General features: G+C 63.1%; 20 protein-coding genes and 1 pseudogene. 10 read left to right on the top strand and 11 right to left on the bottom strand.

What is annotated here, in order from left to right:
* The 4 genes and pseudogenes from OJJ21_RS00475 to OJJ21_RS00490 form a co-directional block, all read right to left on the bottom strand.
* Positions 1-791, bottom strand: a pseudogene (locus tag OJJ21_RS00475) (heme utilization protein); the annotation flags it as partial.
* 724 nt (positions 792-1515) lie between these two features.
* On the bottom strand, positions 1516-2457 hold the full coding sequence (locus tag OJJ21_RS00480; protein ID WP_297682259.1) for a UDP-glucuronic acid decarboxylase family protein: 942 nt from the start codon (positions 2455-2457) through the stop codon (positions 1516-1518).
* 121 nt (positions 2458-2578) lie between these two features.
* The gene (locus tag OJJ21_RS00485) at positions 2579-4048 is read right to left on the bottom strand and encodes a sensor domain-containing diguanylate cyclase (RefSeq protein WP_297682261.1); all 1470 of its coding nucleotides are present in this window, start codon (positions 4046-4048) and stop codon (positions 2579-2581) included.
* 135 nt (positions 4049-4183) lie between these two features.
* Positions 4184-5035 (bottom strand): sulfite exporter TauE/SafE family protein, encoded by an 852-nt coding sequence (locus tag OJJ21_RS00490; protein WP_297682263.1) that lies wholly within the window; start codon positions 5033-5035, stop codon positions 4184-4186.
* Between the two features lie 356 nt (positions 5036-5391).
* Here OJJ21_RS00490 and OJJ21_RS00495 point away from each other — a divergent pair, with 356 nt between their 5' ends.
* From OJJ21_RS00495 to OJJ21_RS00520, 6 genes are read left to right on the top strand one after another with little or no spacing between them, the layout of a single operon-like run.
* Positions 5392-6513 (top strand): BMP family ABC transporter substrate-binding protein, encoded by a 1122-nt coding sequence (locus OJJ21_RS00495; protein ID WP_297682265.1) that lies wholly within the window; start codon positions 5392-5394, stop codon positions 6511-6513.
* Positions 6506-7615 carry an ABC transporter permease gene (locus OJJ21_RS00500; RefSeq protein WP_297682267.1) on the top strand — a complete coding sequence of 370 codons (1110 nt, stop codon included), beginning with the start codon at positions 6506-6508 and terminating at the stop codon, positions 7613-7615. Before OJJ21_RS00495 ends, OJJ21_RS00500 begins: the two co-directional genes overlap by 8 nt.
* Positions 7612-8538 (top strand): ABC transporter permease, encoded by a 927-nt coding sequence (locus OJJ21_RS00505; RefSeq protein ID WP_297682269.1) that lies wholly within the window; start codon positions 7612-7614, stop codon positions 8536-8538. The genes OJJ21_RS00500 and OJJ21_RS00505 overlap by 4 nt, the downstream gene beginning before the upstream one ends.
* A complete protein-coding gene (locus OJJ21_RS00510; RefSeq protein WP_297682271.1) occupies positions 8535-9236 on the top strand; it encodes an isochorismatase family cysteine hydrolase in 702 nt (233 codons plus the stop codon). Before OJJ21_RS00505 ends, OJJ21_RS00510 begins: the two co-directional genes overlap by 4 nt.
* The gene (locus tag OJJ21_RS00515; protein ID WP_297682272.1) at positions 9236-10798 is read left to right on the top strand and encodes an ABC transporter ATP-binding protein; all 1563 of its coding nucleotides are present in this window, start codon (positions 9236-9238) and stop codon (positions 10796-10798) included. Before OJJ21_RS00510 ends, OJJ21_RS00515 begins: the two co-directional genes overlap by 1 nt.
* A gap of 1 nt (position 10799) precedes the next feature.
* Complete coding sequence (locus OJJ21_RS00520; protein WP_297682274.1) at positions 10800-11465, top strand: cysteine hydrolase; 666 nt, start codon at positions 10800-10802, stop codon at positions 11463-11465.
* Here the strand turns inward: OJJ21_RS00520 and OJJ21_RS00525 are convergent.
* The gene (locus OJJ21_RS00525) at positions 11462-11986 is read right to left on the bottom strand and encodes a PAS domain-containing protein (protein ID WP_297682276.1); all 525 of its coding nucleotides are present in this window, start codon (positions 11984-11986) and stop codon (positions 11462-11464) included. The two genes, OJJ21_RS00520 and OJJ21_RS00525, sit on opposite strands and share 4 nt — an antisense overlap.
* A 528-nt stretch (positions 11987-12514) precedes the next feature.
* Between OJJ21_RS00525 and OJJ21_RS00530 the strand changes: the two genes are divergently transcribed.
* Positions 12515-12718: a cold-shock protein gene (locus tag OJJ21_RS00530; protein WP_297682278.1), complete on the top strand. Its 204-nt coding sequence runs from the start codon at positions 12515-12517 to the stop codon at positions 12716-12718.
* Positions 12719-12770: 52 nt separating this feature from the next.
* On the opposite strand, the gene OJJ21_RS00535 is transcribed toward OJJ21_RS00530, so the two are convergent.
* Both OJJ21_RS00535 and OJJ21_RS00540 read right to left on the bottom strand, forming a co-directional pair.
* Entirely contained in the window at positions 12771-14021 is a 1251-nt protein-coding gene (locus OJJ21_RS00535) for an adenylate/guanylate cyclase domain-containing protein (protein WP_297682280.1), read from the bottom strand.
* A gap of 84 nt (positions 14022-14105) precedes the next feature.
* Positions 14106-15362 carry an MFS transporter gene (locus OJJ21_RS00540; protein WP_297682282.1) on the bottom strand — a complete coding sequence of 419 codons (1257 nt, stop codon included), beginning with the start codon at positions 15360-15362 and terminating at the stop codon, positions 14106-14108.
* Positions 15363-15612: 250 nt separating this feature from the next.
* Here OJJ21_RS00540 and OJJ21_RS00545 point away from each other — a divergent pair, with 250 nt between their 5' ends.
* A complete protein-coding gene (locus OJJ21_RS00545) occupies positions 15613-16224 on the top strand; it encodes a class I SAM-dependent methyltransferase (protein ID WP_297682284.1) in 612 nt (203 codons plus the stop codon).
* Between the two features lie 11 nt (positions 16225-16235).
* Here the strand turns inward: OJJ21_RS00545 and OJJ21_RS00550 are convergent, their stop codons facing one another.
* Positions 16236-16907 (bottom strand): hypothetical protein, encoded by a 672-nt coding sequence (locus OJJ21_RS00550; protein ID WP_297682286.1) that lies wholly within the window; start codon positions 16905-16907, stop codon positions 16236-16238.
* A gap of 44 nt (positions 16908-16951) precedes the next feature.
* The gene (locus OJJ21_RS00555) at positions 16952-17872 is read right to left on the bottom strand and encodes a LysR family transcriptional regulator (protein ID WP_297682288.1); all 921 of its coding nucleotides are present in this window, start codon (positions 17870-17872) and stop codon (positions 16952-16954) included.
* An 87-nt stretch (positions 17873-17959) separates the two neighbouring features.
* Between OJJ21_RS00555 and OJJ21_RS00560 the strand changes: the two genes are divergently transcribed.
* Positions 17960-18853 carry a DMT family transporter gene (locus tag OJJ21_RS00560; protein WP_297682289.1) on the top strand — a complete coding sequence of 298 codons (894 nt, stop codon included), beginning with the start codon at positions 17960-17962 and terminating at the stop codon, positions 18851-18853.
* A gap of 89 nt (positions 18854-18942) precedes the next feature.
* On the opposite strand, the gene OJJ21_RS00565 is transcribed toward OJJ21_RS00560, so the two are convergent.
* Positions 18943-20625, bottom strand: a complete 1683-nt coding sequence (locus OJJ21_RS00565; RefSeq protein WP_297682290.1) for a thiamine pyrophosphate-binding protein — start codon at positions 20623-20625, stop codon at positions 18943-18945.
* Between the two features lie 41 nt (positions 20626-20666).
* Positions 20667-20990, bottom strand: a complete 324-nt coding sequence (locus tag OJJ21_RS00570; protein WP_297682292.1) for an NIPSNAP family protein — start codon at positions 20988-20990, stop codon at positions 20667-20669.
* Positions 20991-21221: 231 nt separating this feature from the next.
* Here OJJ21_RS00570 and OJJ21_RS00575 point away from each other — a divergent pair.
* The coding region (locus OJJ21_RS00575) for a pyridoxal phosphate-dependent aminotransferase (protein WP_297682294.1) at positions 21222-22345 on the top strand (1124 nt) is incomplete at its 3' end.

Below are 22345 nucleotides of genomic sequence, written 5' to 3' on the forward strand. Positions count from 1 at the left end.
AGCGACTTCAGCTGCGTGGCGGTCAGCGCCTTCAGCTGGGTCGTGGTCAGGTCCGTCACATCCGTGGTGTCCAGGCCTGCGATCTGCGTCGTGCTCAGGGCGGCGATCTGCGTGGCCGCCAGCGCCTTGCTCTGCGTCGTATCCAGGGCATTCAGCGCCGTGGTGCTCAGCGCCTTGACCTGCGTGGTGAACAGCGCCGAGATGGCGGTGGAGGTCAGCGCGGCGGCCTGGGTTTCATCCAGCTGGCTGACCTGGGTCGAGGTGAAGCCCTTGACCTGGGTGGCGTTCAGCGCACCAACGAAAGTGGTGGTCAGCGCCTGGGTCTGGGTGGTGTCGAGGGCCTGGATCAGGGTCGAGGTCAGACCGCCGATCTGCGTCGTGGTCAGCTGATCGAGATTCGTGGTGGTGATCGCGCGGAGCTGCGTAGCGTTCAGCGCGCCGAGCTGCGTCGAGGTGAATTCCAGAATGTCGGTGGTTTCAAGCGCGTCAATCTGCGTGGTGGACAGGGCACGAATCTGGGTGCCGTTCAGCGACTGAATCTGGGTGCTGTCGAGCGACGAGAGGTTCGTGGTGCTGAGGGCCTGCAGCTGGGCGGAGGAGAGAACCTGGAGCTGGGCTGCGTCGAAGACCAGCTGCGACGTGGTGAAGTAGCCGAATTGCGTTGCAGTGAGCGCTTTGACCTGTGTGGTCAGCAGCGCGTCAACATGTGTTGAATCGAGGGCTTCGATGCCGGTCTGGGAGAGCGCGGCGATCTGGGTGGATTTGAGCGACTGGATGTCAGTCGTGGTCAAGCCCTGAATTGCAGTGGACGACAGAGCTGCAATCTGAGTTGCCGAAAGAAAGCTGATACCCGCCATGATAAATCCTCCCCCTGAGCGCTAAGCGCTAGCCGATAGTCGTGTAAGCGATGAGCCGTGCCGGGCGTGATACACGCCCAACGAGACAGTTATGGCTTGCGTACACGACTGATCCGTTCCGGTGAGCCTGGCACCCGAACGACGAAAAAATCTGATAAAATGCGGAAAAACTACAAAAACGCGTCAAGCAGGCACGGACCGAGTCCATGACCGACAATTCGCGCAATGCAACGATCTGCCATTGAGGGGCGAATATGCGGCCAACAGCCGCCTCGCGAAGAGTACCCATGGCTAGCGCTCACTTTCTGTAGCGTTTCGCAATAACTTTCTGTACGCGTGAATAGGGCTAATTGATTTTTGTGGTTAACGCAAGCAGGTTTTTGCACGCGATAGTTTCAGAACCTGTCTCACCCCTTCTTGTCCGGGGCCGTCCCGAAAAGGGCAGTTTTCCAATTATTACAGATTATGTGAGACGAATCGGCAAGTTGCTCGAAACGATATTTCCTTTATTTTTCATTCATTTATAGATCGCGAGAAAAGTTCCCTCTCGCCTTATTTTTGCCCACCTTGAGACACCTGCACAACCGTCAGGTGAAGCGTGTATGCAGAAATATAGGAAATAAAGCCTATAATTTCATGCAAAAAAACCTGAAAAAATTCAAACTATCGAGCGGAAATAAGCGATTGTTTCCTTCAGTCCGTCTTCCAATTTAACCTTTGGCTCCCATCCGAGGGCTTCTTTGGCCCTGGAAATGTCGGGCTGACGCTGTTTCGGGTCATCGGACGGCAGCGGCTGGAAGATCAGCTTCGACGACGAGCCTGTCAGCCGCAGCACGGCCTCGGCCAGTTCGATCATCGTGAATTCGACCGGATTGCCGAGATTGATCGGGCCCGTGACCTCCGGCCCGGTCGCCATCAGGCGCACGAAAGCCTCGATCAGATCGCTGACATAGCAGAACGAGCGGGTCTGCGTGCCTTTCCCGTAAATGGTGATGTCCCTGCCCTGCAGAGCCTGCACGATGAAGTTCGACACCACGCGGCCATCATTGGGATGCATGCGCGGGCCGTAAGTATTGAAGATGCGCCCGACTTTGATCTTCAGCTTGTGCTGGCGGTGATAGTCGAAGAACAGCGTTTCCGCGCAGCGCTTGCCTTCATCGTAGCAGGAGCGCAGGCCGATCGGATTGACATGGCCCCAATAATCTTCGGTCTGTGGATGGACCTGCGGATCGCCATACACCTCCGACGTCGATGCCTGAAAGATCGTTGCGCGGACGCGCTTGGCCAGGCCCAGCATGTTGATCGCACCATGCACACTGGTTTTCGTCGTCTGCACTGGGTCGTGCTGATAGTGGATCGGTGATGCCGGGCAGGCGAGATTGTAGATCTGGTCGACTTCCACATAGAGCGGGAAGGTCACGTCGTGGCGCATGATCTCGAAACGCGGATGGTCAAGCAGTGCTTCCACATTGGCGCGGCGACCGGTGAAGTAATTGTCGACGCACAGCACATCCATGCCGTCGTTGATCAGCCGTTCGCAGAGATGCGATCCAAGAAAACCCGCACCGCCTGTGATGAGAACCCGCCCCGACTCACGCATTTCGCCCCCCTGGAAAATCACGTCAAACCCTGCCGACGATCAGCAAACCTAGCGACGCCTCTCACCCCGCACAAGCATTGATATGCCGGATCGGGTTGGCGAATCGTCACCACTGCGCCACTCAATCCGCCATCTGCACCAGCGTATCGGAGCGCGTGACATTGCGTCCGTCCTGCTTGGCACGATATAGCGCACTATCGGCGCGCCCGATGAATGCCTCTGCATCATCGCCTGCACGCAGGATGGCAACACCAACACTTACGGTGACAGGAATAGGGCGGCCGTTGAAGCTGAACACTGCGTTCTCCACAGTTTGTCGGATGGTTTCCGCCAGACGCTCGGCATTGAACAGATCGCAGTTTCGGAGTGCGACGAGAAATTCATCGCCGCCCCAGCGACAGATCAGATCGGACGATCGCAGGCTGGCGCGTATCGCATTGGCAATGCCGATCAGCACGCGATCGCCGGCCAGATGTCCAGCACTGTCGTTGATCGACTTGAAATGATCGGCATCAACCATCACGACGGACAGCGGCTGATTGAGACGATGCGCATCGCGCAGTGCCTGGTCAATCAGGATGTCGTAGGCATGTCGGCTCGCCAGCCCGGTCAGCTTGTCGGTCGTTGCCATCGCCTCCATCCGCCGCTGGAAGCGGCTGATGGTGATCCATGTCGCGATGAGCACCAATGCAGTAATCACGAAGCAGATAAGCAGATTGACATAAAGTGCACGACGGATCTGCGCGATGTCGCGATCGGCTTCCTTCTCGACCAGAAGATACCAGCCGAGCTCAGAGATGAAGCGCACATTGAGAAAGCGCGTGCTGCCGCGGTAATCGTATTCGAATGCTCGTGCCTGCCGTTGTGACCATTGGGATTTCAGCTTCGCCAGATTGCCGCGCTGGCTGATTTCGTTTTCTGGCACCGAGTTATCTGCGCCAACCAGGACGATGCGTCCCTGTTGGTCGGCAAAATAAACCGTGCGGCCGAAACGGCTCTGATAATCGTCGATTAGCGTACGCACGGCATTCACCGTTAGGCCGATGCCGGCGGCACCGATGAAATTGCCGGAGTAATCCATGACGCGATAATTGATGAAGATGGTCATCGTATCCTGATTGGCCAGATCGGGATCTACATTGATTTCGTATGGCAGGATCATCTCGCGTACGCGAAAGTACCATTCGTCGCGCGGCTCTTTTTCTTCGACATGCTTGAGGATGCCATCGGCGTGGTAATAAATCCGCGTGCGTTCCGAGATGAAGAAGCTGGTGAAGGCGCCATAACGGCCCTTGATCTCGCGCAGATACTGCGTCATGCGGTCGGAATCTTGCTCGCCGTCCAGCACCCAGTCGCGCAGAAAGGTATCCGTCGCCATCACCGACGAGATGACGATCGGCTGGATCAGGTCTTTCTGGATTTCAGAATAGATATTGTCTGAGGTAAGTGGCAGTTCGGTCTCGACGACCGCATCGCGCAGCGACTGTCGCGACACGAAATAACTTGCAAACGATGTTGCAAGAAAGCCGATGACCAGCAGTGCCGTCACCGTGGCTACCAGCAGCCGCTTGTCTCCCAAGACGAGCTTCATACGCGCACGCCAGCCCCCGACTGAATTCTTTGCAAAGGAATACTCGCGCCGCGGGTGATCCGTACAGAGGCGGCCCGGAAATTTTATATTTTCCCCCGTTCCTGCCCCTACGTCAGCGCTGGCAAATCACGGCTATCAGAAGAAACTCAGAATGAACCGCAGGCAAACGACACCCAGAAACAGGCCGAACAGCACTTCGAGTTTCCGCTTGGGCAATGTATGCGCCAGCCTGGCACCGAGCGGCGCTGTCCAGATGCTGGTCGGCACGAACAGGACAAATCCGATCAACGAAACATAGCCGAGCGACAACGGCGGCTGCAGTGCCGCAACGTCGGGGAATTCGGCGGCGCGCGGCCAGCCGGCATAAATGTAGCTCAGCGCACCCGGCAACGAGATGATCACACCCAGGCCCGACGATGTTGCCACCGCCTGGTGGATCGGTCGGCCATAGAAGGTCATGAACAGGCTGGATAATTGACCACCGCCGATTCCCATCAGGGCCGACAGCACGCCGATCACCAGGCCGAAACCCCGCATCACGAGCGGCCCCGGGATATCCTCCGCCAGCTTCCAGCTGTCCTTGCCCAGCAGCAGGCGGATGGCAGACAGGCCGGCCACGGCGACGAACACGGCCTTGAACACATCCGCAGGTGCATACCGGGCGATCACGCCGCCGGCCAGCACGCCAATCACCACCGGAACCGCCCAGATTTTCACAATCGACATATCGACCATGCCCTTGCGTCGATGCGCGTTGAACGAGCGGATCGAGGTCGGGATGATGACCGCAAGCGAGGTCCCGACACAGAGCGGCATGCGCACCGCTTCCGGCACAGCCAGCAGCGTGAACAGCTCGTACAGCACCGGCACGATGACAGCGCCGCCGCCAACGCCGAACACGCCTGCCAGGATGCCGGTCACAGCGCCGGCCGCTAACAGGGCCACCGCCAGCCAGGCGAGTTCGGTGTAGGGGATGCCTAGTAACATGGGAAAACTCGACAGCGGGAGAAACGACGGGGGAAACGAAAAACCAGCGCAGCTCATACGCCACGCCAGACAGGCGGTATAGAGTCGGTACAAAGATTGTCCGCCGATGCCGCGCAGACCGCAACGGCCGGTTCCCAGCCGGAGCATAAATGATGCATACAATCACATAATTATGATTAAAAATTGGTCACAGTGGTACGCCGCGCAAAACGACCTGCAGCTGCAGGTTTCGCATAACAAATTGTATATAAAGGATTTTTTTAGAATAACATCACCTCGGCATGACTCTTGCTGCCCGTATAAGGCGAAGCGCGTTTGGACACTCGCGCGGCTTCAGCCAATCCAGGGGGACTGCCATGACATCGACCATCAAATTCAGCCGCCGCGCCGTGCTTCAGGGCACGGCCGGCCTCGGCGCCGCTGCTCTCGCTGCCGGCCTGCCCTTCGGTAGCGCACAGGCCAAGGATATCGCCATCGGCTTCATCTATGTCGGGCCGCGCGATGACTTCGGCTACAACCAGGCCCATGCCCAGGGTGCGGCCGCGCTGAAGAAGCTCGGCGGCTTCAAGGTATTGGAGGAAGAGAACGTGCCCGAGACCGTCGCGGTCGAGAAGACCATGGAGTCGATGATCAACCTCGACGGCGCCGCCTTGGTCTTCCCCACCTCGTTCGGCTACTACAACCCGCATATGATCAAGCTGGCCAAGAAATACGACAAGGTCCGCTTCCTGCATTGCGGCGGCCTGTGGTCCGACAAGGATCCGGCCAATGCCGGCAGCTATTTCGGTTACATCGACGAGGCCCAGTATCTCAGCGGCATCGTCGCCGGCTACACCAGCAAGACCGGCAAGCTCGGCTTCATTGCCGCCAAGCCGATCCCGCAGGTGCTGCGCAACATCAATGCCTTCACGCTGGGCGCCAGGCTGGCCAATCCGAATGTCACCACGCAGGTGATCTTCACCGGCGACTGGTCGATGCCGGTAAAGGAAGCCGAAGCCACCAACGGCCTGATCAACCAGGGTGTCGATGTTGTCACCTGCCATGTCGACAGCCCGAAGGTGATCGCCGAAACCGCCGAGAAGCGCGGCATCATGGTCTGCGGCTATCACGTCGACCAGTCCAAGCTGGCGCCAAAGGGCTATCTCACCGGCGCCGAATGGAACTGGGAAGCGCTGTATCCCAAGCTGGCCAAATCGGTACAGGGCGGCGAGAAGCTGCCGAATCTGGTACGCGGCGGCCTCAAGGAAGGCGTGGTCAAGACCTCGGCTTATGGCGCGCTGGTGCATGAGAAGGCGCGCAAACATGCCGATGACATCAAGGCCAAGCTGACCGCCGGCAGTTACGTGATCTTCAAGGGCCCGATCAAGGACAACAAGGGCAACACCGTCATCGCCTCCGGCACCGAACGCGGCCAGACCGATATCGAGCTGGAGAAGATGAACTACCTGGTCGAAGGCGTGCTCGGCGCGCTTGCGTAAGCAGCGCATCGTGCAGGTCAGCCCGGTCAGTATCGATGACGCCTCGGCCCGCTGGCAGGACATCCTGCGCAGCGGTGCCGAGGCCGTTGCCGTGCCGCTGCTCGCGGTGCTCGGCGCCCTTGTGGTGTTCGGCATCTTTGTCAGCCTCGCCGGCGTTAATCCGTTTGAGACGTATAACCTGATGTATGCCGGTGCCTTCGGTTCCTGGTTCTCCTGGCAAAATACGCTCACGCGCGCGGCGCCGCTGATCCTCACCGCCCTGTGCTGCGCCCTGCCCGCCCAGCTCGGCATGGTGGTGATCGGCGGCGAAGGTGCGCTGGTGATCGGCGGCCTGGCCGCCGCCGCAATCAGTCAGGCACTGCCCGATGCGGCGCCGCTGGTGGTGCAGATCGCCATGGCCATTGCTGCGATGGCGGCTGGCGCAGCCTGGATCGCCATGGCCGGCGGGCTGCGGCACTGGCGCGGCGTTAACGAGACGATTGCCAGCCTGCTGCTGGTCTATATCGCCATTGCCGTCTTCAACCATCTGGTCGAAGGCCTGCTGCGCGATCCGGCCAGCCTGAACAAACCCTCCACGCCTCATATCGGCGATGCCAATATGCTCAGCACCATTCCGGGCACCGACATCCACTGGGGCCTGGCCTACGGTATCATCGCCTGTGTACTGGCCTATATCCTGATCTATCGCACCACGTTCGGCTTCGGAATGCGCGTGGCGGGCGGCAATGTGAAAGCCGCACGCATGGTCGGTCTGCCGGTGGGCAGGCTGGTGCTGGTTGCCTGCGGTCTCGCGGGCGCCAGCGCCGGCCTTGCCGGCATGGTTGAAGTGGCGGCCGTGCATGGCAAGGCGAATGCCTCGCTGATCGTCGGCTATGGCTATACCGGGATTCTCGTCGCCTTCCTGGCAAGGCATAATCCGCTCGCCATCATCCCGGTCGCCATCCTGCTCGGTGGCATCGGCGCCAGCGGCGGCCTGCTGCAGCGTCGCCTGGGCCTGCCCGATGCCACCGTACTGGTGCTGCAGGGCCTGATCTTCATCGCCATCCTGACCAGCGAAGTGCTCTACGGCCGCCTGCCGTGGCTCAAAAAGGTGAAATCATGAGCGCCGATCTGCTCGGCTGGTGGGGTGTGCCGCTGGCGGTGCTGGCCGGCGCCATCCGCGTCAGCACGCCTTTCCTGTTCGTCAGCCTCGGCGAATGCATCACCGAAAAGAGTGGCCGCATCAATCTCGGCCTCGAAGGCACGCTGGTGATGGGTGCGATGAGCGGCTATGCCGTGTCCTATCTCACCGGCTCGCCCTGGCTCGGCGTGCTGGCGGCCGGCTGCGCCGGCGCCGTCTTCGGCATCCTGCATGCGCTGATCTGCAGCCTGCCACGCGTCAACGACATTGCTGTCGGCATCGCGCTGATGCTGTTCGGTATCGGGCTGGCATTCTTCCTCGGCAAGCCCTTCATCCAGCCGCAGGCCCCCAACCTGCCCTCGATTCCTTTCGGCAGCTGGAGCGACAATGCACAGGTGCAGGATTCGCTGCGCATCAACGCACTGTTCCTGATCGGTGTGGTGCTGGCGCCTGCTCTGCTCTGGTGTTTCCGCAACACACGCTGGGGCCTGATCCTGCGCACGGTGGGCGACAGCGCCGATGCGGCCCGCGCGCTGGGTTATGCCGTCAACCGGGTGCGCCTGTTCGCCACCGCCGGCGGCGGTTTCCTCGCCGGCATCGGCGGCTCCTTCCTGTCGCTGTCCTATCCCGGCAGCTGGAGCGAAGGGCTTTCCTCGGGCCAGGGCATCACCGCCGTCGCGCTGGTGATCTTCGCGCGCTGGAATCCCATGCTGTGCTTCTGGGCCTCGTTGCTGTTCGGCGGAGCTGCAGCGCTGGGTCCCGCACTGCAATCTGTCGGCATCACCCAGGGCTATTACCTGTTCAATGCCGCACCCTACCTGTTGACCCTGCTCATCATGATCCTGACCTGCTCGCGCGACCGCACGCTGGCCGGCGCGCCGGGCGAACTCGGAGTGACGCGATGACCTATCAGAGCACCGCCACGACCGGCCGTCATGTCGCCGCCGATCCCTATCCCTGGCCGTGGAATGGCGACCTGCGGCCTGAAAATACGGCACTCATCATTATTGATATGCAGACCGATTTCTGCGGCAAGGGCGGCTATGTCGATGCCATGGGCTACGATCTCTCGCTGACCCGCACACCGATCGAGCCGATCCAGCGCGTGCTGGCCGCCATGCGCGCCAGGGGCTATCACATCATCCATACCCGCGAGGGGCATCGGCCCGATCTGGCCGACCTGCCCGCCAACAAGCGCTGGCGCTCGCAGCGCATCGGTGCCGGCATCGGCGATCCCGGCCCCTGCGGTCGCATCCTGGTGCGCGGCGAACCGGGCTGGAACATCATCCCGGAACTGGCGCCGAAAGACGGCGAAGTCATCATCGACAAGCCCGGCAAAGGCTCGTTCTGCGCCACCGACCTGGAACTGATCCTCAATCTCCGCGAGATCCGCAACATCGTGCTGACCGGCATCACCACCGATGTCTGCGTGCATACCACGATGCGCGAGGGCAACGACCGCGGCTTCGAATGCATCCTGCTGGAAGACTGCTGCGGTGCCACGGATAAAGGCAATCACGAGGCGGCGCTGAAGATGATCAAGATGCAGGGCGGCGTGTTCGGCGCGGTCGCCACTTCGACCGCGTTTCTCAAGGCTATCTGATGGTGATGTTCGTTCCCGATCCCGCCGCACCGCCCGCTTCCGGCGCGTTGTCGCTGGAGGCTTTGGGCATGAGCAAGCAGTTCGGCGCACTCAGGGCGCTGGACGATGTGACGCTGAAAGTGGAAGCCGGCAGCTTCCACGCCCTGCTCGGCGAGAACGGCGCCGGCAAGAGCACGCTGGTCAAATGCATCATGGGTTACTACACGCCCGATACCGGCCAGGTGATGGTCGGCAATCACGAGCAGCCGATCGACAGCCCGCGCATGGCGCATACTCTTGGCCTCGGCATGGTCTACCAGCATTTCACCCTGGTGCCGGATATGACCGTGGCGGAGAATCTGGTGCTGGCGCGCACCGACCTGCCGGCCATGATCGACTGGAAGAAAGAGCATGTCGATCTGGAATCCTTCTTCGTCACCATGCCGTTCCGCGTGCCGCTCGACCGCAAGGTGGCAGCGCTTTCGGCCGGTGAGAAGCAGAAGACCGAAATCCTCAAACAGCTGTATCTCAAACGCCGCTTCCTGATCCTGGACGAACCGACCTCGGTGCTGACACCGGGCGAGGCCGATGAAGTGCTCGGCCTGCTGCGCGACATGACGCGGCGGAACGAACTGACGGTACTGACCATCACGCACAAATTCCGCGAGGTCTTCGCCTTCGCCGACAGCGTCACCGTGCTGCGCCGGGGCAGGTTCGCCGGCAGCGGCAAGGTGACAGAGCTTACCGCCGACGACATGGCGAAGATGATGATGGGCGATCAGAAACTGCCCGACCCGGCGCCCCGTATGGATTACATGGGCAGCGGCAGTCCGCGCGAGGAAACCCGGCTGGCGATCCAGAGTCTGCAGGTCGCCGACGATGCCGGCCAGCCGGCCGTGAAAAGCGTCAGCCTGCGCGTGCGCGCCGGTGAGATTCTCGGCATCGCCGGCGTCTCGGGCAACGGCCAGCGCGAACTGGTCGAGGCGATTGCCGGCCAGCGCGACATCGCCGGCGGCGCCATCGTCCTGCATGGCGAGGCTTTCGATGCGAGCCGCGCCGCGATGAAACGCCACAAGCTGTCCTGCCTGCCGGAAGAGCCTTTGCGCAATGCCTGTGTCGCCACGATGAGCGTGGCGGAGAATCTCGCTTTCCGGCGCTTCGACGAGCCGCCCTTCGCCGCCGGCGGCTGGTGGCTGAAGCCTGCCGCCTTCCGCGAGGCCGCCAAACAGGTGATCGCACGCTATCGCGTCAAGACACCCGGACCGGATGCCGCCATCGGCCAGCTGTCGGGCGGCAATGTGCAGCGCGCAGTGCTGGGCCGCGAGATCGGCGGTGACGTCAATGTGCTGGTCGCCGCCAATCCCTGCTTCGGTCTCGACTTTGCCGCCGTCGCCGACATCCATGGCCAGATCATGGCCGCGCGCAACCGCGGCGCCGCCGTGCTGCTGGTCAGCGAGGATCTCGACGAACTGTTCGAATTGTCGGACCGCATCGCCGTGATGTTTTCCGGCCGCATCGTTTTCGAGGATGCCATCGGCAATGCCGACCTCACGGTCATCGGCCGCCATATGGCAGGACACTGAGATGCCGACGATTGCTGCCGCCAAACCCTATCCTTACGACTTCCCGCTCGATCGCACCGCGCTGGTGATGATCGATATGCAGCGCGACTTCATCGAGCCCGGCGGCTTCGGTGCCGCGCTGGGTAACGATGTCAGTCGCCTGAATGTGATCGTGCCGACCGTGGCGCGGCTGCTGGGCATCTGGCGCAGGGCCGGACTTCCATTGATCCATACCCGCGAAAGCCACAAACCTGATCTCTCGGATTGTCCGCCGGCCAAGCTGACGCGCGGCAATGCCTCCCTGCGTATCGGTGATCCCGGCCCGATGGGCCGCATCCTGGTCCAGGGCGAGCCGGGCAACGATTTCGTGCCCGACCTCGTCGCCCTGCCCGGCGAGTTGGTGATCGACAAGCCCGGCAAGGGCGCCTTCTATGCCACCGGCCTGCAGGAAGAACTGCGGCGCCGCGGCATCACGCATCTTGTCTTCGGCGGCGTGACCACCGAAGTCTGCGTGCAGACCTCGATGCGCGAGGCCAATGACCGCGGCTACGACTGCCTGCTGGTGGAAGATGCCACCGAAAGCTATTTTCCCGAATTCAAGGCCGCTGCCATCGCTATGATCCGTGCTCAGGGCGCCATCGTCGGCTGGACGGCAACGACCGATCAGGTGGCAGCCGCGCTGGCTTAACCCGGCTGCTGCAGGTCGCCATAGGCGAGGCAGAGCATGAACTGCTCGACACGGTCGGGGATATCGCGGGACAGCGGCACGATGGCCCCCTCCAGCGTGATGAAGCTGCGGTCGACAAAGCCGAGCGTGCCATGGATGCGGACCGGCCGTCCGTTCGCTATCACCTGCTGATGCAGCTTGTGATGCGCTTGCATGTCGACCGGTGAGTAGAGCTCGTCGAGCCATTTTCCGGTGCCGTCGCGGCCGTTCATCGCCACCACTTCGGTGCCGACCAAGCGAAACCGGTAGCGCTGACGGCTTTCGTCCATATCGATGATCACGAGATAGGGCAGAAAATCGCGCAGCAGTTCCGGCGGCATGTCGCTGCGCGAAGGAATCCTGTGTTCGGCCGGAATGACGACCTGCCAGAGCGCCACGAAAGCGCGCAGCCGCTCATGGATGAAGGCACCCTCGATATCGGCGGTCAGGGACTGTCCATCCCGCGCCAACAGTCGCCGACCGGCCGAGAAGGCTGGCTTCATGAGTCCCTCATTGCCAGCGCAGGCCAGCGAGGACAATCCTGCCATAGAGGGATGGGGCCGCACCACAAGTTCCGCAGCCATCGCCAGGCGATGCGACGCGGAACATGCAGCGAGGCGCATCGGACAAGTCCGATGGCTGGTGCGGTCAGAATGTGGGAGGGGGGAAAGGCTGATGATGCGCCGGCGGGCCACTGCATCCCGCTTTGCGGACGGCGATCATCATTGGTCTCAACGACCATGAGTGAAGATAAGCACTCTTTCCCTTAATTCAAGGTTACTAAATGAAAAGGTGTAAGATTTCATAATCTTGCCGCAATTGACCAAGGCAGCCCCAGATATGGTGGGTCGATTGACAATGCCCGCCCCCTGCCGTTCTATGGTCGGTGCAATCTGATGTTTTGGCCTGTTTCTGCGGGTCGTCGGTTCCGGGTCCGCCCGGCTGGTGGCGCTCAGTCGCTCCCGAAACAGAAGAGTGCCCGGCCTGCATGTGCAGGCCTGGTCTGTGACTATGCCTATCAGGAGTTTCCTATGGCGATCGGTACCGTGAAGTGGTTCAACAGCACCAAGGGCTTCGGCTTTATCCAGCCGGAATCCGGTGGCAGCGATGTCTTCGTGCATATCAGCGCCGTCGAGCGCGCCGGCCTGAACGGCCTGAACGATGGCCAGAAAGTCAGCTACGAGCTGGCCACCCAGAAAGGCAAGACCTCGGCGGTGGACCTCAAGGTGCTTTGAGCGCCAGCGATTTTTACATCGCCTGAAACGGCGCCCTTACGGGCGCCGTTTTTTATTGGGCCAGGCCGAAGACCTCGCGCATCTCGGCCACGCCGCGCAAGGCATGGCGACCGAGCGAAACCAGGCCGGCGCCGGACCCGGCGATGCGCATGAAGGTTTCCGAGGCCAGCAGGTTGCGATCCAGGGCAGTGCACAGGTTTTCCAGCCGCGACGCCTCGTTCACCGTCGGCCCGATCAGGGTGAAGTCGAGCCGTGCCCCGGTGCCAACATTGCCATACATCACCAGGCCTTCATGCAAGGCGATGTCGAGCGCCAACACAGGCAGCCCGGCAGCGCTGCGGTCGGCATTCAATGCCTGCACGGCATCGAGGGCCGCCCGGGCGGCCCGCAGGGCGGCGGTGCCGACCTCTTGTGGCGAACGCCGGCCATCGAGCTGGAAGCTGGCCAGCAGGCCGTCGCCGAGGAATTTCAGCACCTGCCCGCCACCCGCCTCAATGGCCGGCCCCAGACAGTCGAAATAGGCATTCAGGGTTTCGACCAGCGGCTCGATGGCCAGGCGGTCGGCCAGCGCCGTGAAGCCGCGCAGATCGGCATAGAGGATCACGGCCTCGATCCGCTCGGCCTGGCCGCGGCGGATAGCACCATTGAGCACGCGATGCGCCGCGTCGCCGCCGATATAGGCAGCGGTCAGATCCCGGCTCATCTGGGTCAGCATGGCGGCCTTCACCGCCAGTGCCAGCAGCGGCACCAGCCGGCGCAGCCGTGTCAGGTGATCCTCGCTGAATCCACCGGCCCGCATGGTGGTGAAACTGCTGATCATGCCGATACCGGCATAGCGGTCGGTCACATGCCGGCCGTTTTCGAAAGTCCAGCCGAAACTGTGCGCCATGGCAAACCAGTCGGTCAGGCCCTGTTCGGCAAATTCCTTGAGCACCGGGAAATCGCCTATCGCCTCCGGCCTGGTCAGAGGCCGGTGCAACTCCGGCACCTCTTTGGCCAGCATGTGCCGCAGCGGACTGGCGACCCAGGCCTCAGGCTCGTCATCGGGATCGCGATGCGGCATGGCCTCGTTGCCGATCAGGCCGCCGGTCTGCGTCCAGGTATAGCCGCGGGCGCGCAGCAGCGGATGCAGCGTGGCCATGCCGACAAACACCCGCTGCAGCGGGATGCCGGCCGTAACGACATGACTGCAGAAGCCGGTGACCAGGGTTTCCGGGGCGACATCGTCCAGACCGGCCTTCACCAGCCACATCGCCACGGGAATATCGCTGGCCGGCATATGCTCGGTATTGGGAATCATCATGTCTCCAGCCTACACGACCGCGCCGCCGATTTCCTGTGACGGCTGCCGGTTTTGTTTGTTTTACGCTGCCGTATCCCCACCGGATCATCCAGCAGACCGATCTGGCGGACCGGCGGTTTCGTCGGCGCGCGGATCGAGATCGGCCCGCACCGGAGCGGTGCTCGGCATCGGCACGAAATCCGCCTTCTGGTCCTGCGGCGGCGCGGCGCGCTGGCGCATGCGATACAGGGCAAATCCGGCCATCGCGGCATGAATCAGTGCGGTGAAGCCGAACAGGCCCAGTGGACCGAAGCGATCCATCGCCACGCCGGCAACCGCCGGCCCGATCACCGAACCGGCCCCGTTGATCAGCAGCAGGCCGCCGGCGACGGCGACGAAGTCGACATCCTTGGCCATGTCGTTGGTATGGGCGACGCTGAGCGCATAAACCGGAAATGCAAAGATGCCGAACAGGAAAGCGGCCCCGATCATCAGGGCCGGCATCGCCAGGGCAGTGGCAATCACCAGCAGGGCGGCCAGGCAGGCCAGGGCGCAGGCGATCAGGATGGTGCGTCGGCGATCCATGCGGTCGGACAGCCGGCCGAACGGCCATTGCGCCAGCGCGCCGCCCACCACGGTGGCGCTCATGAACCAGGCGATCTGCGGCACACTGAGGCCGGCCTGGGCGGCAAAGGCCGGCGCCATCCCCCAGAAGGCGCCGTTGGCCAGGCCGACCGTCAGCACGCCGGCCACGCCGACGGGTGAAACCCGATACAGCTTGCGCAGGCTGAGTCGCGCCGAGGAGATCGGGGCCGGCTGCGGTGAGCGGGTCAGCGCCACCGGCACCGCCGCCAGCGAAACCAGGATCGAAGCCAGGCTGAACAGATGAAACCGCAGCGGATCGTCGGCCAGCATCAGCATCTGGCCCAGCGTGATCACCGAGAAATTCACCGTCGTATAGGTGGTGAAGACCAGACCGCGGTTTTCCGGAGTGGCGCGTTCGTTCAGCCAGCTTTCGATGATGAGATACAGGCCCGCCATGCAGATTCCGGTCATCACGCGCAGCAGCCACCAGGGCAGCGATCCGACCAGCATGGCATGCGCCAGCGGTATCGCCGAAGCGACGGCGACCATAGCGGTAAACAGCCGGATATGTCCGACCCGGCGGATCAGCTTGGGCGTCAGAATGCAGCCGGCAACGAAACCGATGTAATAGGCCGATCCCAATACGCCGATCGATAATGCGCCAAAGTTTTCCAGATTGGCGCGGACCGGCAGCAGCGTGCCCTGCAGACCGTTACCGGTCAGCAAGAGGGCCACGCTGAGCAGCAGGGCGCCGACCGGCGCGAGTGTGGCGATCATGTCAAGCTCAGTCCCCGGATTCCATCGCGGTCGACGACGACGACCGCCGAACACGATTACAATTTTTATTTCAACCTGGCACCCGCATGCCCGCACAGGAATGCGGCAAGGCCATGGCAAATCCCCGGTTCACACGCATGGATAGGCATATCGCATTCCGTACACGGCCGCATCGCCGCATATAGGCCTTCGGCCGGCGGTGATTGATTCTCCCGCCCGGCTTCTTATATGCCTGGGCAGGGAGGCGATCATGGACCGCAAGCAGCACTGGGATTCTGTCTACACCACCAGGGCCGAAACCGAGGTGAGCTGGTTCCAGGACAATCCCGCACTCTCGCTGGCCCTCATTCAGAACAGCGGTATCGCCCATGACGCGGCACTGATCGATATCGGCGGCGGTGCCTCGCGGCTGGCCGACGCCCTGCTGGCCGAGGGTTACGGCAATCTGGCGGTGCTCGACATCGCCGCTGCCGCACTGGAAAAAAGCCGGACGCGGCTCGGCGAGGCGGCCAGCCGGATCGACTGGATCGTCGCCGACATCACGCAGTGGCAGCCGACCCGGGCATATCGCCTGTGGCATGACCGTGCCGTTTTCCATTTCCTGACCGAGCCGTCCGACCGCGCGGCCTATAAACGGGCGCTGCTGGCCGGCACCGGCGCCGGCAGCCAGATCATCATCGCCAGTTTCGCGCCCGACGGACCGGAGCGCTGCAGTGGCCTGCCGGTGACGCGCTATTCGCCGCAAAGCCTGCAGACCGAGCTGGGCGCGGATTTTGTGCTGCAGGAGTCGCGGCATGAGGAACACCGCACGCCGGGCGGCAATCTCCAGCACTTTCAGTTCAGCCGCTTCGCCCGGCTCTGACGAACGCAGATCTACTTGTTCGGCTTGACCAGTTCCGTCGAGGTATAGACGCCGACATCGAAGCCGGTCTTGCCGGCAATCTTCTCGCAATCTTCGTATTTCTTCTTTTCCGTGCCCTGGCACAGGAAGACCGAGATGCCGTCCTTGCGGTTCAGGCGGTGCGGATCGAAAAAGTAGATGTAGCCGGATGTATTCGGGATCACGGTCCAGCGTTTGACCAGCTCGATATCGGCCTTGCCGTCGCTGTAGTCGATCACGTATTTGCGCAGCGTCTCGATATTGGAGATGTTGAGCCGGCCGCTGTCGTCGTAGTTGCCGTGAAAGGCGACATAGGTCTGGCCCGGCGGCGTGTCGGTGGCAAAGCGGCGCTCGACTCCGCCGAGGAAAATACGCGAACAGGCCGAGCGGCAATAGCCGGAAACCGCCGTGTTCAGCTTGCGGGCACGGATGATCGCGCCGATGCCGAATCCCGTGAAGGCATGGCCGCCAGGCGAATTGCGCACCACCACCGTATCAACCTGCGGATTGCGGTCGAGCAGCGAGGTGATGTTGAAGTAATCGCCGCTGACCACCGCGCCGGACATGATCAACTGGTTGTCGACGACTTCCATCACCATCGCCGAGGCCGGCATGGCCTGCAGCATGAACGGCAGCAGGATCACTGCCGCAAGCCTGCCTAACATCGTAGTCCCCCGCTCCCTGCCGGCCGTCTAGAACAGTCGATGCATCAGTCGCTGTCAATGAATGTTGCCAGCGCCGCCGGCGCCACGCCGGCCTCGGCTGCAAGGCGCGCGGCCAGCTGGGCGGCGGCCGGGCGCAGCTTGCCCGGCGGCCGGTCGAGCCAGTAGGAGACTGAATTGCGCGCGATGCGCCGGTCCACCGCCACCACGCGGCCGGCATCGAGATCGCGCTGCGCCAGCGGCGGACGGGCCAGCGCGATGCCGAGCCCGCAGGCGGCGGCATCCAGCACCAGGCCGTAATCCTCGAAGCGGCGGTCATGCGTAGCGGGGCGATAGTCCAGTCCCTGTTCGGCGAACCAGGCGCGCCAGCCGGTGGCGCTGGAGTCATGGATCAGCGGGAATTTCAGCAGGCGTTTCGCGTCTCCGCTGCCGATTGTCTTCGCCAGCTCCGGCGACGCCACCGGATAGCACCATTCCTCGAACAGCTGCAGCGACACGCGACCCGGCACCTCGCCCCGGCCACAGCGCAGCGCCAGATCGATGCCTTCCTCCTGCAGGTCGACCTGGCGATGGTCGACGCTGAACAGGATGCGCAGGTCGCTGCCCTCGAGTTCGGCCAGACGCGGCATCAGCCAGCGGCTGCTCACCGAGGGCAATGCACTGAGGCGCACGACAGCCGAACCGCGCGGCTCGGTCCAGCGGTCGGAGTAGGCACCGATCAGCGCGAAGGCCTCGCGGGTCGAGACATAGAGCCGGTCGCCATCTGGGGTGAGTTTCACGCCGCGCGCCTCGCGCTGGAACAGCTTGAGGCCGAGCCAGCGTTCCAGCTTGGCGACCTGCCGGCTGATCGCCCCATGAGTCAGGTTCAGCCCCTCGGCGGCGGCGGAAAAGCTGCCCAGCCGGGCAGCAGCCTCGAAGGCGCGCAGGGTATCCAGCGGCGGCAGCTGGCTCGGCAAGCTGTGATCCATACGCACAGCTGGCCCCTTATCTGTTCGATTGTCAATCATCGAGTGCCACACCATGCTCTAGCTCATTGTTTTACAAGGAGCTTTCCCATGACTGCCGTCTGCCCTGCCGTGCCTGCCTCCGCCCGGCTCGATACTGCCACCCTGGCCCTGGTGGCCGTCACCGTACTCGGCTGGGCCTCCGCTTTTCCGGCCATCCGGCTCGGCCTGACCGGCTTCGGCGCGCTGGAACTCGGCGCGCTGCGCTTCGGCCTCGCCGCCGTCCCGGCCGCCATATTCCTGGCCGTCACCCGGCCCGCCCTGCCGGGCTGGCGCGATGCCTGGCGCTTCGCCTTTGGCGGCGTGGTCTTCGTCGCGCTCTATACCGCGCTGCTCAATCTTGGCCAGCGCACGGTTCCCGCTGCTGCCGCCAGCTTCATCATCAACGTCAACCCGATCCTCACTGCCCTGCTGGCCATGGCGTTCCTGAACGAACGCTTCGGGCTTTACGCCTGGCTCGGCACGGCGCTGTCTTTCCTCGGCGTCGGCTTCATTGCGGTTGGCAAGATCGACGGCTTCGAGTTCGACAGCGGCGTGCTGCTGGTGCTGGGCGCCACCTTCGCCACGGCGATCAACAGCATCGTGCAGAAGCCGCTGTTCGCGCGCCACAAGCCGCTGACCGTGGCCGCGTGGAATATCGTGATCGGCGCGCTGCTGCTGGCACCCATGCTGCCGAGCGGCATCGCTCAGATGCAGGTGGCCTCGAGCGATGCGATCTTCGCCGCTGTCTATCTCGCCGCCATCCCGAGCTTCGTGGTCTATGGCACCTGGGCGATGGTGCTGGCCCGCCTGCCGGCGGCGCGCGCCACCAACATGCTCTACGCCGTGCCGCCGGTGGCCACCCTGATCGGCTGGCTCTGGCTCAGCGAAGTGCCCACCACGCTCGGCCTGATCGGCGGCGCGCTGGCGCTTGCCGGCGTGGTGCTGGTCAATGTGAGGAAATAAAACAGAGCGAATACGTCACCCGCGGACTTGATCCGCGGGTCCCATTTAAAATGGGATGCCCGGGTCAAGCCCGGGCATGACAATGGAAGTTACCGATCCGCGTGATGCGCCTTGGCCTGCACGCCGGCTTCGCGGATCTGGCTCAGCGTCTGGCGCGGCGTCAGCGCTTCCGGATCGAGCTTGATCTCGATGATCGCCGGCTTGCCGCTTTTCTGCGCCCGCTCGAAGGCCGCCGCGAAGTCTTCCGTGCGCTCCACCGTCTCGCCATGGCCGCCGAAGGCCCGCGCGTAAGCCGCGAAATCAGGGTTGCGCAGTTCGGTGCCGCTGATACGCGCCGGATACTCGCGCTCCTGGTGCATGCGGATGGTGCCATACATACCGTTGTTGACCACGACGGCGATGATGTTGGCGCCATACTGCAGGGCGGTGGCGAATTCCTGGCCATGCATCAGGAAGCAGCCGTCGCCGGCGAAGGCCACCACCGTGCGCTGCGGATTGATCAGCTTGGCCGCCACCGAGGCCGGCAGGCCGTAGCCCATCGAGCCCGAGGTCGGCGCCAGCTGGTTGCTGTGGCGGCGATAGCGATGGAAGCGGTGCACCCAGGTGGCGTAGTTGCCAGCGCCGTTGCAGAACACCGCATCGGCCGGCAGCGTCTCGTCCAGCCATTTGATGATTTGCGACATCTGGATATTGCCCGGCGAGGTCACCGGTGCCTGCCAGGCCTCGTAATCGGCACGCGACTGCTTGGTGCTGGCGGCCCAGGCCTTGCCATCCACCGGGCCCATCTTGGTCAGCGCGGCGGCGAAGGCCGCGTTGCTGGCATGGATCGGCAGGTCGGCGGAATAGACGCGGTTGAGTTCCTCGGCGCCGGCATGCACATGCACGATCTTCTGGTCCATCACCGGAATGCCGAACATGGTGTAGCCGCCGGTCGCCATCTCGCCCAGCTTCGAACCCATCACCAGCAGCAGGTCGGCCTCCTTGATGCGCGCCTGCAGCCTGGGATTGATGCCGATGCCGACATCACCGACATAATTCGGCCAGTCGTTGTCGAGGTAATCCTGGCGGCGGAACACCGCGCCCACCGGCATGTCAGACGCCGCGGCCCATTCCTGCACCTGCGCGCGAACGGCCTCGCTCCAGCCGCTGCCACCCACGATCATGAATGGCTTTTTGGCGTCCTGCAGCATGGCTTTCAGCTCCGCCATCTGCTCCATCGACGGATGCGCCTCGGCCGAAATCACCGGGCGTCCGTCGGCGCAGTCCACCATATCGGTCAGCATGTCTTCCGGCAGCGCCAGCACCACCGGCCCGCGCCGGCCCGACATCGCGACGCTGAAAGCGCGGCTGATGAATTCGGGAATGCGCGCGGCATCGTCGATCTGCGCCACCCACTTGGCCATCTGGCCGAACATGCGGCGATAGTCGACTTCCTGGAACGCCTCGCGCTCCATCATGTCGCGGCCGACCTGGCCGATGAACAGGATCATCGGCGTCGAATCCTGAAACGCGACATGCACGCCGGCCGAGGCATTGGTGGCGCCGGGCCCGCGCGTTACCATGCAGATGCCGGGCCGGCCGGTGGTCTTGCCATAGGCATCGGCCATCATCGCCGCGCCGCCTTCCTGGCGGCAGATCACGAACTTCATGTGGTTGGTATGGTCGTGCATCGCGTCCAGCACGGCGAGGAAGCTTTCGCCCGGCACGCCGAAGGCCATGTCGACGCCATGCAGGCGCAACTGCTCGACCAGAATCTGACCACCAGTTCTCATGGCACTGCGTTTCATAATCGGTACTCGCTTGCCTGGAATGATTAGCGTTTGATCGGGGCGAAGGCCGCCGGAGTCATCAGCTGGTTCTGCTGACTGACCAGGTAGCCAGCCTCGCCGCTGGCCTTCAGAAAGGCCTGCCACTCCGGATCGGCCTGCATGCCGGCGCGCTTGGTCTCGCGGTCGGCGGCGCTCTCATAGGCCCAGATATGGATATAGGTGTTGATCGGGCCGGTCTCGGTGACCAGAAAGGCGACGGGCTGGCCGAGATGGCGGGTCTGCGGCTTGAAGCCGAGCTTTTCGTACATTTCGAGCTGCAGCTTGATGGTGCCGGGACGGCAGGTGTAGGTGCGAACGTCGAGCAGCATTTTCCGGGTGTCCTCTGCGTGAGGCAGAGGACACTAGGCAAGGCCGCCCGCCCTCGCAAGCCTGTTGCCCGGCTTGTCACACGGAATGACGAGCGCCCGGCGGCACCTCATACGTCCGGCGCATAATGTCATGCCGAAAGCGGCATCGGTGCTGGCGTTTTGCACCGCACCGCCTTGTTTGCCCGCCGGAATCCCGTCATAAGCAGACCAAGTACAAGCGGGAGGACAAGCATGCAGATTGCCGCGCGGATGTCTCGCCTCGGCAGCGAGAGCGCCTTCGAGGTGCTGGCCCGGGCCAAGGCCCTTGAGGCCCAGGGCAAGAGCGTGATCAATCTCGGCATCGGCCAGCCCGATTTCCCCACCCCGCCGCATGTAGTCGAGGCCGCGATCAAGGCGCTGCGCGACGGCCATCACGGCTATACGCCGGCCAACGGCATTCTGCCGCTGCGCGAAGCCGTCTGCGCCGAGATCGCGACCCGCTACAAGGTCAGCGTCTCGCCCGACCGCATCGTCATCGTGCCGGGCGGCAAGGTGACGATGGCCACCGCCATCGAAATGTTCGGCGAGCCCGGCGCCGAGATCATGTATCCCGATCCCGGCTTCCCGATCTATGAATCGCTGGTCAACTATACCGGCGCCACGCTGGCCGGCTATCCGCTGCTGGAAAAGAACGGCTTCGCCTTCCGCGCCGAAGACCTGCTCGCGCGCATCACGCCGCGCACGCGGCTGCTCATCGTCAATTCGCCGGCCAATCCCACCGGCGGCGTCGCGCCGGCAGCAGAAGTGAAAAAACTGGTCGTGGGGCTGCAGCGCTTCCCGCATGTCGCCATCATGGCCGACGAGATCTATTCCCGCCTGGTGCTGGATGGCGACGGCACCTACGCCAGCTTCATTCCCTATCTCGACCAGTTGCAGGATCGCCTCATCATCCTGGATGGCTGGTCGAAGACCTATGCGATGACCGGCTGGCGGCTCGGCTGGGGCCTGTGGCCGGCCGGCCTGGCGGAGCTGGCCACCAAGCTGGCCATCAACACCCATTCCTGCGTCAACGCGCCGACCCAGTTTGCCGGCATCGCCGCCCTGCAGGGTCCGCAGGATGCCGTGGAGCAGATGCGGCTCGCCTTCCGCCGTCGCCGCGATCTCTGCGTTGCCGGCCTGAACAAGATTCCGGGCCTGAGCTGCATCAAGCCCGAGGGTGCCTTCTACGCTTTCCCCAACATCACCGAGACCGGACTGAACGCCCGCCAGATGCAGGACGGGCTGCTGGAACAGGCAGGGGTTGCCACAATCGCAGGCACCAGCTTCGGCAGCCACGGCGAAGGCTATCTCCGGCTGTCTTTCGCTGCCTCGGATCA

This window comes from Ferrovibrio sp. (assembly GCF_025869515.1).
Classification (GTDB): domain Bacteria; phylum Pseudomonadota; class Alphaproteobacteria; order Ferrovibrionales; family Ferrovibrionaceae; genus Ferrovibrio.

Bases quoted from the DNA above. Each gene is read 5' to 3' on its own strand.
- OJJ21_RS00495 (WP_297682265.1), top strand. From the start codon at position 5,392: ATGACATCGACCATCAAATTCAGCCGCCGCGCCGTGCTTCAGGGCACG.
- OJJ21_RS00540 (WP_297682282.1), bottom strand. From the start codon at position 15,362: ATGATCGCCACACTCGCGCCGGTCGGCGCCCTGCTGCTCAGCGTGGCC.
- OJJ21_RS00520 (WP_297682274.1), top strand. From the start codon at position 10,800: ATGCCGACGATTGCTGCCGCCAAACCCTATCCTTACGACTTCCCGCTC.
- OJJ21_RS00505 (WP_297682269.1), top strand. From the start codon at position 7,612: ATGAGCGCCGATCTGCTCGGCTGGTGGGGTGTGCCGCTGGCGGTGCTG.
- OJJ21_RS00555 (WP_297682288.1), bottom strand. From the start codon at position 17,872: ATGGATCACAGCTTGCCGAGCCAGCTGCCGCCGCTGGATACCCTGCGC.
- OJJ21_RS00545 (WP_297682284.1), top strand. From the start codon at position 15,613: ATGGACCGCAAGCAGCACTGGGATTCTGTCTACACCACCAGGGCCGAA.
- OJJ21_RS00560 (WP_297682289.1), top strand. From the start codon at position 17,960: ATGACTGCCGTCTGCCCTGCCGTGCCTGCCTCCGCCCGGCTCGATACT.
- OJJ21_RS00510 (WP_297682271.1), top strand. From the start codon at position 8,535: ATGACCTATCAGAGCACCGCCACGACCGGCCGTCATGTCGCCGCCGAT.
- OJJ21_RS00480 (WP_297682259.1), bottom strand. From the start codon at position 2,457: ATGCGTGAGTCGGGGCGGGTTCTCATCACAGGCGGTGCGGGTTTTCTT.
- OJJ21_RS00515 (WP_297682272.1), top strand. From the start codon at position 9,236: ATGGTGATGTTCGTTCCCGATCCCGCCGCACCGCCCGCTTCCGGCGCG.
- OJJ21_RS00485 (WP_297682261.1), bottom strand. From the start codon at position 4,048: ATGAAGCTCGTCTTGGGAGACAAGCGGCTGCTGGTAGCCACGGTGACG.
- OJJ21_RS00535 (WP_297682280.1), bottom strand. From the start codon at position 14,021: ATGATGATTCCCAATACCGAGCATATGCCGGCCAGCGATATTCCCGTG.
- OJJ21_RS00550 (WP_297682286.1), bottom strand. From the start codon at position 16,907: ATGTTAGGCAGGCTTGCGGCAGTGATCCTGCTGCCGTTCATGCTGCAG.
- OJJ21_RS00530 (WP_297682278.1), top strand. From the start codon at position 12,515: ATGGCGATCGGTACCGTGAAGTGGTTCAACAGCACCAAGGGCTTCGGC.
- OJJ21_RS00570 (WP_297682292.1), bottom strand. From the start codon at position 20,990: ATGCTGCTCGACGTTCGCACCTACACCTGCCGTCCCGGCACCATCAAG.
- OJJ21_RS00565 (WP_297682290.1), bottom strand. From the start codon at position 20,625: ATGAGAACTGGTGGTCAGATTCTGGTCGAGCAGTTGCGCCTGCATGGC.
- OJJ21_RS00525 (WP_297682276.1), bottom strand. From the start codon at position 11,986: ATGAAGCCAGCCTTCTCGGCCGGTCGGCGACTGTTGGCGCGGGATGGA.
- OJJ21_RS00490 (WP_297682263.1), bottom strand. From the start codon at position 5,035: ATGTTACTAGGCATCCCCTACACCGAACTCGCCTGGCTGGCGGTGGCC.